At 72.9% G+C, this 13,205-nt stretch carries 10 protein-coding genes; all 10 read left to right on the forward strand.

Annotation, left to right across the window (positions count from 1 at the left end; all coding sequences use genetic code 11):
• Positions 1-162 precede the first annotated feature (162 nt).
• On the forward strand, positions 163-3,381 hold the full coding sequence (ileS, locus tag AC1DQC_RS04075) for an isoleucine--tRNA ligase (RefSeq protein ID WP_477049935.1): 3,219 nt from the start codon (positions 163-165) through the stop codon (positions 3,379-3,381).
• Positions 3,378-4,772, forward strand: coding sequence for a bifunctional folylpolyglutamate synthase/dihydrofolate synthase (locus tag AC1DQC_RS04080; RefSeq protein WP_477049936.1), 1,395 nt, complete (start codon positions 3,378-3,380; stop codon positions 4,770-4,772). Before ileS ends, AC1DQC_RS04080 begins: the two co-directional genes overlap by 4 nt.
• Positions 4,773-4,961: 189 nt before the next feature.
• Complete coding sequence (gene dhaK / locus AC1DQC_RS04085; RefSeq protein ID WP_477049948.1) at positions 4,962-5,957, forward strand: dihydroxyacetone kinase subunit DhaK; 996 nt, start codon at positions 4,962-4,964, stop codon at positions 5,955-5,957.
• 31 nt (positions 5,958-5,988) lie between these two features.
• A complete protein-coding gene (gene dhaL / locus AC1DQC_RS04090) occupies positions 5,989-6,621 on the forward strand; it encodes a dihydroxyacetone kinase subunit DhaL (RefSeq protein WP_477049937.1) in 633 nt (210 codons plus the stop codon).
• Entirely contained in the window at positions 6,618-7,337 is a 720-nt protein-coding gene (gene dhaM / locus AC1DQC_RS04095; protein WP_477049938.1) for a dihydroxyacetone kinase phosphoryl donor subunit DhaM, read from the forward strand. Before dhaL ends, dhaM begins: the two co-directional genes overlap by 4 nt.
• A gap of 66 nt (positions 7,338-7,403) precedes the next feature.
• Positions 7,404-8,015: a TetR/AcrR family transcriptional regulator gene (locus tag AC1DQC_RS04100; protein WP_477049939.1), complete on the forward strand. Its 612-nt coding sequence runs from the start codon at positions 7,404-7,406 to the stop codon at positions 8,013-8,015.
• Positions 8,016-8,055: 40 nt separating this feature from the next.
• Positions 8,056-9,765: an MDR family MFS transporter gene (locus AC1DQC_RS04105; RefSeq protein WP_477049940.1), complete on the forward strand. Its 1,710-nt coding sequence runs from the start codon at positions 8,056-8,058 to the stop codon at positions 9,763-9,765.
• A 9-nt stretch (positions 9,766-9,774) separates the two neighbouring features.
• Positions 9,775-10,176, forward strand: coding sequence for a DUF4233 domain-containing protein (locus AC1DQC_RS04110; RefSeq protein ID WP_477049941.1), 402 nt, complete (start codon positions 9,775-9,777; stop codon positions 10,174-10,176).
• Positions 10,177-10,205: 29 nt separating this feature from the next.
• Positions 10,206-10,640: a nucleoside-diphosphate kinase gene (gene ndk, locus AC1DQC_RS04115; RefSeq protein ID WP_477049942.1), complete on the forward strand. Its 435-nt coding sequence runs from the start codon at positions 10,206-10,208 to the stop codon at positions 10,638-10,640.
• A gap of 47 nt (positions 10,641-10,687) precedes the next feature.
• Positions 10,688-13,205: chromosome segregation protein SMC (gene smc, locus AC1DQC_RS04120; RefSeq protein ID WP_477049943.1), on the forward strand; the 2,518-nt coding region annotated here is incomplete at its 3' end.

Below are 13,205 nucleotides of genomic sequence, written 5' to 3' on the forward strand. Positions count from 1 at the left end.
ACGGGTAGGCCCGTCACAGCCCTCACGAAGTGGTCGACGACCCGTCAGGGGAGCCGGCAAGCGAGGTGGTACCGCGGTAGGTCCCGGCCGGTCCGGGTCCGATCGTCCTCGCAGCCGAGAGCGACGCACCCGACCGGGTGCCGACCACAGGAGAGCCGCACGGTGGCCTACCCGCTGCACCGCCAGTCCGATGTTCCGGCGTCCCCGGACCTGCCCGCCCTCGAGAAGGACGTCCTGGCCTACTGGGAGTCCGACGGCACGTTCCAGGCGTCGATCGACGCCCGCGAGGCCGGCGAGAACGGCAGCAACGAGTTCGTGTTCTACGACGGGCCCCCGTTCGCGAACGGGCTGCCGCACTACGGCCACCTGCTGACCGGCTACGCCAAGGACGTCGTGCCGCGCTACCAGACGATGCGCGGCCACCGGGTCGAGCGCCGGTTCGGCTGGGACACGCACGGACTGCCGGCCGAGCTCGAGGCGCAGCGCCTGCTGGGCATCACGGACACGTCGCAGATCGAGGCCATGGGCCTGGCCGCGTTCAACCAGGCGTGCCGCGAGTCGGTGCTGCGGTATACGGGCGAGTGGCGCGAGTACGTGACGCGCCAGGCGCGCTGGGTCGACTTCGACCACGACTACAAGACGCTCGACGTCACGTTCATGGAGTCGGTCATCTGGGCGTTCAAGCGCCTCTACGACCAGGACATGGCGTACGAGGGCTACCGCGTGCTGCCCTACTGCTGGCGCGACGAGACGCCGCTGTCCAACCACGAGCTGCGCATGGACGACGACGTCTACCAGTCGCGCCAGGACCCGGCGCTCACGGTCGGCCTGCGCCTGGAGACCGGCGAGCTCGCGCTGATCTGGACGACGACCCCCTGGACGCTGCCCAGCAACCTGGCGATCGCCGTCGGCCCGGACGTCGACTACGTGACGGTCGAGCCGGGCCCGGGAAGCCTTCTGCAGGGCGAGCTCGTGGTTCTCGCCGCCGCGCGCCTGGGCGCCTACGCCAAGGAGCTCGGTGAGGCGACGGTCGTGGCCACCGTCAAGGGCCGGGACCTCGCGGGCCGCCGGTACACGCCGCCGTTCGACTACTTCGTCGGCCGGGAGAACGCGCACCAGGTGCTGCTCGGCGACTTCGTCACCACCGAGGACGGCTCGGGCATCGTGCACATGGCGCCCGCGTTCGGCGAGGACGACATGGTGGCCTGCGAGGCCGTCGGCATCGCGCCGGTCGTGCCGGTGGACTCGCAGGGGAAGTTCACCACCGAGGTGCCGGACTACGTCGGCCAGCTGGTCTTCGACGCGAACAAGCCGATCATCGCCGACCTCAAGGCGGGCTCCGGCCCGCTCGAGCGCGTCCCGGCGGACCAGCGCTCTGTCCTGGTGCGGCACGAGACCTACGAGCACTCCTACCCGCACTGCTGGCGGTGCCGGAACCCGTTGATCTACAAGGCGGTGACCAGCTGGTTCGTGCGCGTGAGCGACTTCCGCGACCGCATGGTCGAGCTCAACCAGGACATCACCTGGACGCCCGAGCACATCAAGGACGGCCAGTTCGGCAAGTGGCTGTCCAACGCGCGCGACTGGTCGATCAGCCGCAACCGCTACTGGGGCACGCCCATCCCGGTGTGGGTGTCGGACGACCCGTCGCACCCGCGCGTCGACGTGTACGGCTCGCTGGCCGAGCTCGAGGCCGACTTCGGCCGGCTGCCGACGAACGAGTCGGGCGAGCCCGACCTGCACCGGCCGTTCATCGACGAGCTCACGCGCCCGAACCCGGACGACCCGTCCGGGCAGAGCACGATGCGCCGCATCCCGGACGTCCTCGACGTCTGGTTCGACAGCGGCTCGATGCCGTTCGCACAGGTGCACTACCCGTTCGAGAACGCCGAGTGGTTCGAGCACCACTACCCGGGCGACTTCATCGTCGAGTACATCGGCCAGACCCGCGGCTGGTTCTACACGCTGCACGTGCTGGCGACGGCGCTGTTCGACCGGCCGTCGTTCCGCAACGTGCTGTGCCACGGCATCGTGCTGGGCGACGACGGCCGCAAGGCCAGCAAGTCGCTGCGCAACTTCCCGGACCCCGCGGAGATGTGGGACCTGTACGGGTCCGACGCCGTGCGCTGGTTCCTCATGTCGAGCTCGATCCTGCGCGGGGGCAACCTCATCGTCGGCGAGGAGGGAATCCGCGACGGCGTGCGCCAGGTGCTGCTCCCGCTGTGGAGCACGTACTACTTCTTCTCGCTGTACGCGGGGGCTGCCGACACCGGGAAGGGGTACACGGCGAAGCCCGTCGACGCCGCGCGCGCCGCGACGCTCGCGCCGATGGACCGCTACGTCCTGGCACGGACGCGTGACCTCGTCGCGACGACGACGGCCCAGCTCGACGCCTACGACATCTCGGCGGCCTGCGAGAGCGTGCGGGAGCACCTCGACGTGCTCACCAACTGGTACGTCCGCACCCAGCGGGACCGGTTCTGGGCCGAGGACGCCGATGCGTTCGACACGCTCTGGACCAGCCTCGAGGTGCTCACGCGCGTCATGGCGCCGCTCGCGCCGCTGGTCACCGAGGAGGTCTGGCGCGGGCTGACCGGGGGGCGCAGCGTGCACCTGACGGACTGGCCGGAAGTCGACCTCGCGCCGGTCGACGAGGACCTCGTCGCCGCGATGGACCAGGTCCGTGCGGTCACGTCGACMGCGCTCGGCCTGCGCAAGGCCGCAGGCGTGCGCGTCCGGCAGCCGTTGCACGCGTTGACGGTCGCGGTCGACGACGCCGCCGCGCTGGCGCCGTATTCCGACCTGCTCGCCGCCGAGCTCAACGTGAAGCGCGTCGACCTCGTCACGGCCGACGCCGGCACCGCCGAGCGCTTCGGCATCACGCAGCGCCTCGCCGTCAACGCCCGGGCGGCCGGTCCGCGCCTCGGCCGCGGCGTGCAGGCCGTCATCCAGGCCGCMCGGTCCGGTGCCTGGCGCGTGGACGGCGACGCGGTCGTGGTCACCACGCCGGACGGCGACGTGGCGCTCGAGCCGGCCGAGTACGAGCTCACGACAGTGGTCGGCGACGAGGGCGGAGCCGCAGCGGTCCTGCCCGGCGGCGGGTTCGTCGTGTTCGACCTCACCCTCGACGACGCCCTGCGCGCCGAGGGCTACGCGCGCGACGTCGTGCGCGTCGTGCAGGACGCGCGCAAGGCCGCCGGGCTGCAGGTCGCGGACCGCATCGTGCTGACGCTCGATGTGCCGGCCGAGCACCTCGCCGCCGTCGAGGAGCACCGCGACACCATCGCGCGCGAGACCCTCGCGGTCTCCGTGGAGATCGAGACGGGGCCCGCGCTGCAGGCCACCGTGGAAGCAGTCGACGCCGGAGGGTATGAGGCATGAGCGCGCGCGAGCGAGGCACCGGAGGGTCGGAGCACCTGCGCCGCCAGGCGGAGCAGGAGGCCCGCACGGCCGCCGACGAGGTCTACCAGGCGATCCTGGCGCGCGCGCCGGAGCACGACATCGACCCGACCCTCGACCGGGTGCGTGCGGTGTGCGAGCTGCTGGGCGACCCGCAGAAGGCGTACCGGACCATCCACCTGACCGGCACCAACGGCAAGACGTCGACGTCCCGCATGGTCGAGCGGCTGCTGCGCGAGCACGGCCTGCGCACGGGTCGCTTCACCAGCCCGCACCTGAGCCGCGTGAACGAGCGGATCGCGATCGACGGCGAGCCGATCAGCGACGAGCGGTTCGTCGAGGTCTGGCAGGACGTCGCGCCCTACGTGCACCTGGTGGACCAGGGCTCGATCGAGAAGGGCGAGCCGAGGCTGTCGTTCTTCGAGGTGTTCACGGTGATGGCGTTCGCGGCCTTCGCGGACACCCCGATCGACGTCGCGGTGATCGAGGTGGGCCTGGGCGGCACGTGGGACTCCACCAACGTGGTCGACGGTGAGGTCGCGATCATCACGCCGATCGCGATGGACCACGAGCGCTACCTCGGCCACACGCTCGTCGAGATCGCCTCGGAGAAGTCCGGGATCATCAAGGACGGCGCGACCGTCGTCCTGGCTCGGCAGACCGAGGACGTCGAGGGCGTGCTCCTGGCCGTGGCGGCGGAGCGCGGCGCCCGCGTGCTGCGCGAGGGCGTCGACATCGAGGTGGGGGAGCGGCAGGTCGCGGTCGGCGGCCAGCTGATCACGCTGCAGGCACTCGGCGGCACCTACACCGAGATCTTCCTGCCGCTGCACGGCGAGTTCCAGGCGCACAACGCGCTGCTGGCGCTCACGGCGGTCGAGGCGTTCCTCACGGGCGGCCGCGCGCTGGACCCCGGCGTGGTCGAGGTCGCGTTCGCCGACGTGGACTCGCCGGGCCGGCTCGAGGTCGTCCGGTCGAGCCCGACGATCATCGTCGACGGCGCGCACAACCCGGCCGGCGTCGAGGCGCTCGTCGCCGGGCTCGAGGAGGCGTTCGAGCTGACGCGCCTCGTCGGCGTGGTCGGCGTGATGGCCGACAAGGACCCCGAGGGCATGCTCGCGACGCTCGAGCCCGTGCTGGCCGAGGTGGTGATCACCCGTGCATCGACGTCCCGGGCGCTCGACCCCGAGGACCTCGCGGACATCGCGATCGACATCTTCGGCGAGGACCGGGTGCACACGGTGGACCGGCTGTCCGACGCGCTGGACCTCGCGGTCTCCCGCGCGGAGAGCGAGGTAGAGCGCGGGTCGGGCGTGCTGGTGACGGGCTCGATCCTGCTCGTCGCCGAGGCGCGACGTCTGCTGGGGCGCGCCTGACTTCTGGTCACCCGTCCGGGTGACTCGACGATGCTCAGCCGCGTGTCTGCACGAACGTGCAGCGACGGCGCACGTCCTCCCCTTGACGGCCCCACGGCACGCCAACATTGTGAGGTTTGTCGGGACGCCGGAGTCCGCGACGGACGTGCGGGCCCCCGCCGTGGGTGCCCGGTGGAAGGGATGGCTGCAGTGAAGAAGCTCATCAACGACCCGCAGACCGTCGTGGCCGAGTCCCTCGAGGGCTTCGCGGCCGCGCACTCCGACGTCGTGGCGGTGAACGCCGAGCACGCGTTCGTCACGCGGGCCGGCGGCCCTTCCTCGGGCAAGGTCGGTCTCGTCAGCGGGGGCGGCTCCGGGCACGAGCCGCTGCACGGGGGCTTCGTCGGCGTCGGCATGCTGACTGCGGCCGTCGCCGGACCGGTGTTCACGTCACCGACACCCGACCAGATCGCCCCGGCCCTGCAGGCGGCGGACGCGGGCGCCGGGGTGCTGGCGATCGTCAAGAACTACACCGGCGACGTCCTGAACTTCGAGACCGGCGCCGAGCTGGCCGACGCCGAGGGGGTGACGGTGCGCAGCGTCGTCGTCAACGACGACGTCGCCGTCGAGGACTCGCTGTACACGGCCGGGCGCCGCGGCGTGGCGGGCACGGTGGCCGTCGAGAAGATCGCGGGCGCGGCCGCCGAGCGCGGCGACGACCTGGACGCCGTCGTGGCGGTCGCGGAGAAGGTCATCGCGAACGTGCGCTCGATGGGCGTCGCGCTGACCGCCTGCACGGTGCCGCACGCGGGCGTGCCCAGCTTCGACCTGCCCGAGGACGAGATCGAGATCGGCATCGGCATCCACGGCGAGCCGGGGCGCCGGCGCATCCCGCTGGCGAGCGCGGACGACATCACGGAGATGCTGCTGACACCGGTCGCGGACGACCTGGGGCTCGGCAGCGGCGACAAGGTCCTGCTGTTCGTCAACGGGATGGGCGGCACGCCCGCGTCCGAGCTCTACGTGGTCTATCGTCGGGCCCGCGCGTTGCTGGAGGAGCGTGGGGTCGAGGTGACCCGGTCGCTCGTCGGCAACTATGTGACATCGCTGGAGATGCAGGGCGCGTCGGTCACCGTTCTCCGGCTGGACGACGAGCTGACCGCCCTGTGGGACGCCCCCGTGCACACCACCGCCCTGCGCTGGTGACCACCGGGGCCGTGACTGAAGGAGCGTGGGCATGACGCTGGACGTCGCGTGGGCGATCKACTGGGTGCGCCTCTCGGCGCAGACCGTCACRGAGCACCGCAGCGAGCTCATCGAGCTCGATCGCCAGATCGGCGACGGCGACCACGGCGAGAACCTGTTCCGCGGGTTCACGGCGGTCGTGGCCAAGCTCGACGCGCTCGAGGCGCAGCCGGCGGACATCGGCGAGGTGCTCAAGCTCGTCGCCACCACGCTGATGTCGACGGTCGGCGGCGCGGCCGGACCGCTCTACGGCACGGCGTACCTGCGTGCGGCGAAGGCCACCGGCGTCCCCGAGCTCGACAGCCAGGGCGTCGTCGCGCTGCTCGAGGCGGCCCTCGAGGGCATCGTCGCGCGCGGCAAGGCCACGACGGGCGAGAAGACGATGGTCGACGCCTGGACGCCCGCGACCGAGGCGGCGGTCGCCGCGGCGGACGCGGGCGCCACACCCGCCGAGGTGCTGACCGCCGCGGCCGACGCCGCGCACGTCGGCGCCGAGGCGACCATCCCGCTCATCGCCACCAAGGGCCGGGCCAGCTACCTCGGCGAGCGGTCCGCCAACCACCTCGACCCCGGCGCCCGCTCGACGGAGCTCATCCTGCGCGCCGCCGCGCAGGCGGCCGCGTGAACGGGCGGCCCGAGCGCGAACCCGCCCCGGTCGCCCTCGTGCTGGTGTCGCACTCCCGCGCGCTCGCCGAGGGGACGGTCGAGCTGGCGGGCCAGATGGCGCCCGGCGTGCTGCTCCTCGCGGCGGGCGGCATGCAGGACGGGGGACTGGGCACCAGCTACGAGACGGTCGAGTCGGCCCTCCTGCGCGCCACGCAGGACGGCCGGTCCGCGGTGGTGCTGACGGACCTGGGCTCGGCGGTCCTCACCGCCGAGTCGGTGCTCGAGCTTCTCGACGAGGACGTCGCGGCCCGCGTGCGCCTGGCGGACGCCCCGTTCGTCGAGGGTGCCGTCGCCGCGGCGGTCACGGCGCACGGGGGAGCCGACCTCGCGGCCGTCGTCGCGTCGGCGGAGCACGCCGGGTCGACGTTCGGCGGGGCGGCCGAGCCGGCGCAGCGCGCGGCCGCGGACCCGGAGGACGGTGTGCTGCGCGCCACCGCGGTGCTCCGCAACCCGCTCGGGCTGCACGCCCGGCCCGCGGCCGTCGTGGCGCGGATGCTCGCGCCGTACGACGCCAGGGTGCGGGTGAACGGCGCGAACGCCGCGAGCGTGCTCGAGCTCATGAAGCTGGGCGCCAAGCAGGGCGTGGAGCTGCACATCGAGGCCGAGGGCGCGCAGGCTGCGCAGGCCCGGGACGCCCTGGTGGCGGCCGTGGAGGGTGGCTTCGGCGAAGTCTGACGTGTGAGCGATCGCACATGAACGTGCGTCCAACTTAAAGTTGCAGTTCATGTAAAGTTGCACCTCGTGCAGAACACTGAGATCGAGGCGCCCGCGCTCGGGCTGCGCGAGCGCAAGAAGCGCGCGCGCCGCGAGGCGCTGATCGACGCGACCCACCGGCTCGTCGCCGAGCACGGGCTGGACGCGGTCACGGTCGACGCGATCTGCGAGGAGGCCGGCGTCTCCGTCCGGACGTTCTTCAACTACTTCGAGACCAAGGACGACGCCGTGCTCGGCCACACGCCGTGGCCGCTCGAGTCGGAGGCAGCCGAGGTGTTCGCCGCCGGCGGGCCGACCGGGCACCTCGTGCTCGACCTGCAGGCGCTCGTCAGCTCGTTCCTCAGTGACCCGCCCATCGGCCGGGAGCGGCTCGCCCGCGCGCTCGAGCTGGCGGCCAAGGAGCCGCGGCTGGTCGCCCGGCACCTCGCCTGGTTCGAGCAGCACAAGGGCCAGCTGTCCGCGCTCGTCGAGCGGCGCCTCGGGGAGAACCCGTCCCACTCGCCCGAGATGGTCGGCTCCGTCCTGCTCTTCCTCACGCACGCGACCTTCCTGCGCTGGGACGCGGCCGGAGGTCACGGCGACGCCGACGACCACCTGACCGCGGTCGTCGCCGAGCTCCGCTCGATCCTGTCTGACTGACTTCTCCGCACGTCCACCCCTTCAGAACGAGGTTTCTCGCATGGCCACCGCAGCACCCGAGGCACCAGCGGTCGACAAGCCGCTGATCGTCCTCACGCCCAAGACCGTCTGGCTCATCTTCGGCGCCCTCATGGCCGGGATGTTCATGTCGTCGCTCGACCAGTCGATCGTCGGCACGGCGATGCCGACCATCGTCGGCGAGCTGAACGGCGTCGAGCACCAGGGCTGGGTCGTCACGGCCTACATCCTGGCGATCGCGATCGTCATGCCGCTGTACGGCAAGTTCGGTGACCTCTGGGGTAGGCGCTGGCCGTTCCTCGTCGCCATCGGCCTGTTCACGGTGGCGTCCGCGGGCGCCGGGTTCGCCCAGTCGTTCGGCGAGCTCGTGTTCTGGCGCGGCGTGCAGGGCCTGGGCGGCGGCGGTCTCATGATCCTGTCGCAGGCGATCATCGCGGACATCGTGCCCGCCAAGGACCGCGGCAAGTACATGGGTCCCATGGGTGCGCTCTTCGGCATCTCGGCCGTCATCGGCCCGCTGCTGGGCGGCCTGTTCACGCAGCACGCCGACTGGCGCTGGTGCTTCTGGCTGAACATCCCGATCGGCCTGGCGGCCTTCAGCATCGCGTGGTTCACGCTCAAGCTGCCGACGCACCGGTCCGGCAAGAAGATCGACGTCGCGGGCATCTTCTTCATGGTCGTCGCGACCTCCGGCCTCGTGCTGGCCACCAGCTGGAGCAGCTGGACCGGCAACCGCGGCTACGACTGGTCGAACCCGGCGCTGCTCGCGCTCGTGATCGGCACCGTCGTCGCCATCGCGGCATTCATCTGGGTCGAGCTGCGCGCCAGCGAGCCGCTGCTGCCCCTGCGCCTGTTCAAGAACCCGACGTTCACCATCGCCACGGCGATCGGCCTCATCCTCGGCATGGGCATGTTCGCCGCCCTGGCGTTCCTGCCGACGTTCCTGCAGATGTCGACCGGCGCCGGCGTCACGGAGTCCGGCTTCCTGCTGCTCCCGATGATGGTCGGTGTCATGTTCACCGCGATCGGCTCGGGCATCGCGATCACGAAGACGGGGCGCTACAAGATCTTCCCGGTGGTCGGCCTGGCCATCACCACGGCCGGCGTCGCGTGGCTCACGCAGATCACGGGCGACATGTCGATGTGGCTCTTCGGCGCCATGATCTTCGTGCTCGGCGCCGGCATGGGCCTGGTCATGCAGACGATCGTGCTCGCCGTGCAGAACTCGGTCGACCCGCACGAGATCGGCACCGCGACCAGCACGAACAACTTCTTCCGCGAGATCGGCGCCGCCGTCGGCACGGCCCTCTTCAGCACGATGTTCACGACGAAGCTCGCGGACAACCTGGCCGGGGTCTTCGCCGGGGCGCCGGCGGGCTCCGGCGGCGACGCCTCGAGCCTGACGCCCGCCGCCGTGCAGGCGCTGCCCGAGCCGCTGAAGACCGGCGTCATCGACGCGTTCACCAACGCGCTCGCGCCGTCGTTCTGGTACCTCGTGCCCGTCATCGCCGTCGGCTTCGTGCTCGCGCTCTTCCTGCGCGAGGTCAAGCTCTCCGACGTGGCCGGCATGGTCGCCCGTGGCGAGGCCCTCGCGGCCGACGGCTCGGGCGCGCCGACCGAGACGGTCGACGGCGCGGTCGTCCTGGACGAGCTGTCCGGGCCCGTCCACGACGAGCTGCCGACCCAGCGCGACGGGGCCTCCGACGACGTCGCGGCCCCGACCCGCCGGTAACCTGGCCCGATGAGCTCCACCGTCCCGGACGGCCAGGCCGTGCGCCGCAAGCGTCCCGCGAAGCCCCAGTTCACCCAGACGATCCTCATCCTCGAGGCCGTCGTGGTGTTCTTCGCGACGCTCGTGGCGTACGGCCTGCGGATCGCGCCCGTCGCCACCGTCTGGTGGGTCGGCGGCACCCTGAGCCTGGTGCTGATCCTGCTGTCCGGGATGGTGTCCCGGCCCGGCGGCTACCTCGCCGGGTCGATCGTGCAGGTGTTCGTCCTGGCCGGCGGGTTCGCCATCCCGATGATGTTCGCGGTCGGGCTGATCTTCGTCGTGCTGTGGGCGGTGGCGCTGCGGCTGGGCGGCCGGATCGACCGCGAACGGGCCGAGTACGACGCCGCCCACCCGGGTGCGGTCGGGCCCTGACGCCCTGACACCCGGTTAGGGTTTCGACCATGACTGACGCACCCACCACGCAGCGCACCCTCGTCCTGGTCAAGCCCGACGGCGTCCGCCGCGGCCTGTCGGGGGAGGTCGTCCGCCGCATCGAGGCCAAGGGCTACACGCTGGTCGCGGTCGAGCTGCGCCAGGCCGACGAGGCCCTGCTCGCCGAGCACTACGCCGAGCACGCCGGCAAGCCGTTCCTCACCCCGCTGATCGAGTTCATGCGGTCCGGTCCCGTCCTCGCCGTCGTGGCCGAGGGCCACCGCGTGATCGAGGGCTTCCGCTCGCTCGCGGGCGCCACCGACCCGACCGTCGCGACGCCGGGGACKATCCGCGGCGACCTCGGCCGCGACTGGGGGCTCAAGGTCATCCAGAACCTGGTGCACGGCTCGGACTCCGAGGAGTCGGCGGCCCGCGAGATCGCGCTCTGGTTCCCTCAGCTGTAAGCACCCGCCTCCCCGGAGCAGGGGTGCGCGCGCCTTAGGCTTCGTGCGTGCACCTCAAGACCCTCACCCTGCGGGGGTTCAAGTCGTTCGCCTCGGCGACGACCCTGAACTTCGAGCCGGGCGTCACCTGCGTGGTCGGGCCCAACGGCTCGGGCAAGTCCAACGTCGTCGACGCCCTGGCCTGGGTGATGGGGGAGCAGGGCGCCAAGTCGCTGCGCGGCGGCAAGATGGAGGACGTCATCTTCGCCGGCACGTCCGGCCGCCCACCGCTCGGCCGGGCCGAGGTCGCGCTCACCATCGACAACTCCGACGGTGCCCTGCCGATCGAGTACTCCGAGGTCACCATCTCGCGGACCCTGTTCCGCAACGGCGGCTCGGAGTACGCGATCAACGGGCAGGGCTGCCGGCTGCTCGACATCCAGGACCTGCTGTCCGACTCCGGGCTGGGCCGGGAGATGCACGTCATCGTCGGCCAGGGCCAGCTGGACGCGGTGCTGCGCGCGACCCCCGAGGAGCGCCGCGGCTTCATCGAGGAGGCCGCAGGCGTCCTCAAGCACCGCAAGCGCAAGGAGAAGGCGCTGCGCAAGCTCGAGGCGATGCAGGCCAACCTCACGCGCCTGTCCGACCTCACCGGCGAGATCCGGCGCCAGCTCGGTCCGCTCGGACGGCAGGCGGAGGTCGCCCGCAAGGCCGCCGTCGTGCAGGCCGACCTGCGCGACGCCCGTGCTCGGCTGCTCGCCGACGACCTCGCGCAGCTCACCTCCACCCTCGAGCAGGAGATCGCCGACGAGAGCGCGCTGCGTGCCCGTCGCGCGGAGGTCGAGGCGACCCTCGCCGCCACCCGCGCCCGCCTGGCCACCCTCGAGCGCGAGGCCGCCGAGGCCGCGCCCGCGCTCAGCGAGKCCAGCGAGGTCTGGTACCGGCTGTCGTCCCTGCGCGAGCGGCTGCGCGGCACCGCGTCCCTGGCCGCCGACCGGGTCCGCCTGCTCGGCAGCGCCGGGCCCGAGCGCACGGGCGGCTCGGACCCCGACGACCTCGCCGCGCAGGCCGAGCGCGTGCGCGCGGCGGAGGCCGAGCTGGCCGCCGAGGTCGACCTCGGTCGCGCCGCGCTCGAGGCCGCCGTGGTCGCCCGCCAGGAGGCCGAGGCCGAGGCCGTCGCCGCGGAGAAGGAGGTCGCCACCGCGCTGCGGGGCGCCGCCGACCGCCGTGAGGGCGTCGCCCGCCTGGCCGGTCAGGTGGCAGCCCGGCGCAGCCGTGTCGAGGCGACGCAGGCCGAGCTCGGGCGACTGCGCGAGTCGCTCGCCGCCGCCGAGCAGCGCGGGCAGGAGGCCACGACGCAGTTCACGGTCCTCGAGTCGCAGGTCGCGGGCGTCGAGGAGGGCGAGGAAGGGCTGGACGCCGAGCACGAGGCGGCCGTCGAGGCCCTCGAGCAGGCGAGCGAGCGCCTGGGCGCGCTGCAGGAGCAGCTGAGCGGCGCCGAGCGTGAGCGCGCCGCCCTGGAGTCCCGGGCCGAGACCCTCGAGCTCAGCCTCACGCGCAAGGACGGCGTCGGTGCGCTGCTCGCGGCGGACGGCCAGCCCGGCCTGGTGGGCTCGGTGGCCGCGCTGCTGGCGGTCGACCCGGAGAACGAGGAGGCCATCGTCGCCGCGCTCGGGGCGGTGGCCGACGCCGTCGCCGTCGACTCCGTGGACGCCGCCGTCGACGCCATCCGCTACCTGCGCACCGAGGACGCCGGTCGCGCGACGCTGCTGGTCAGCGGCGCGTCCACCCCCGCAGACCTGCTGTCCGACGTCCCCGCCGGCGCCGCCCGCGCCGTCGACCTCGTGCGGGCACCCGAGCACGTGCGCGCGGCCGTCGAGACCTTGCTGGCCGACGTCGTCGTCGTCGACGACCTCGCCGCGGCCCGCGCGATCGTCGCCGCTCGCCCCGACCTGGTCGTCGCCACCCGCACGGGCGACGTGCTGTCCCGCCACCGCGCGTCGGGCGGGTCGGCGACGGCCCCCAGCGCCCTGCACCTGCAGTCGGCGCTCGACCAGGCCCGCGCGGGCGTCGCGCAGGCGACCGCCGACGCCGAGCGCGTGCGCTTCGAGCTGGTCGGCGCCACCGAGGCGCAGGCCGCGGCCCGCGCGGCGCACGAGGCGACGCTCGACCGGCTCAACGAGTCGGACGCCGCACTCGCCGCCGTCGCGGAGCAGCTGGGCCACCTCGGCTCGACGGCCCGCGCCGCGCACGCCGAGGCCGCGCGCCTGCAGCAGTCGCTCGAGGCCGCCTCACGGACCCTCGAGGACGACAGCGCGCAGCTGGCCGAGCTCACCGCGCGGCTTGCCGCCGCGGAGGTCGASCCCGCCGAKAGCGAGGCGGCGATCGTCGAGGGCAGCGCCCGCCGCGACCGGCTGGCGGAGCTGGCGGCGGGTGCCCGGGCCCGCGAGACCGAGGCGCGCCTGACGCTGCGCACCGGCGAGGAGAGGGCGCGCGCGCTCTCCGGCCGTGCCGAGTCGCTCGAGCGCGCCGCCCGGACCGAGCGTGCCGCCCGCGAGCGCGCCGCCGAGCGCGAGCGTGCTCGGT

This window comes from Cellulomonas sp. P4_H12 (assembly GCF_056400905.1).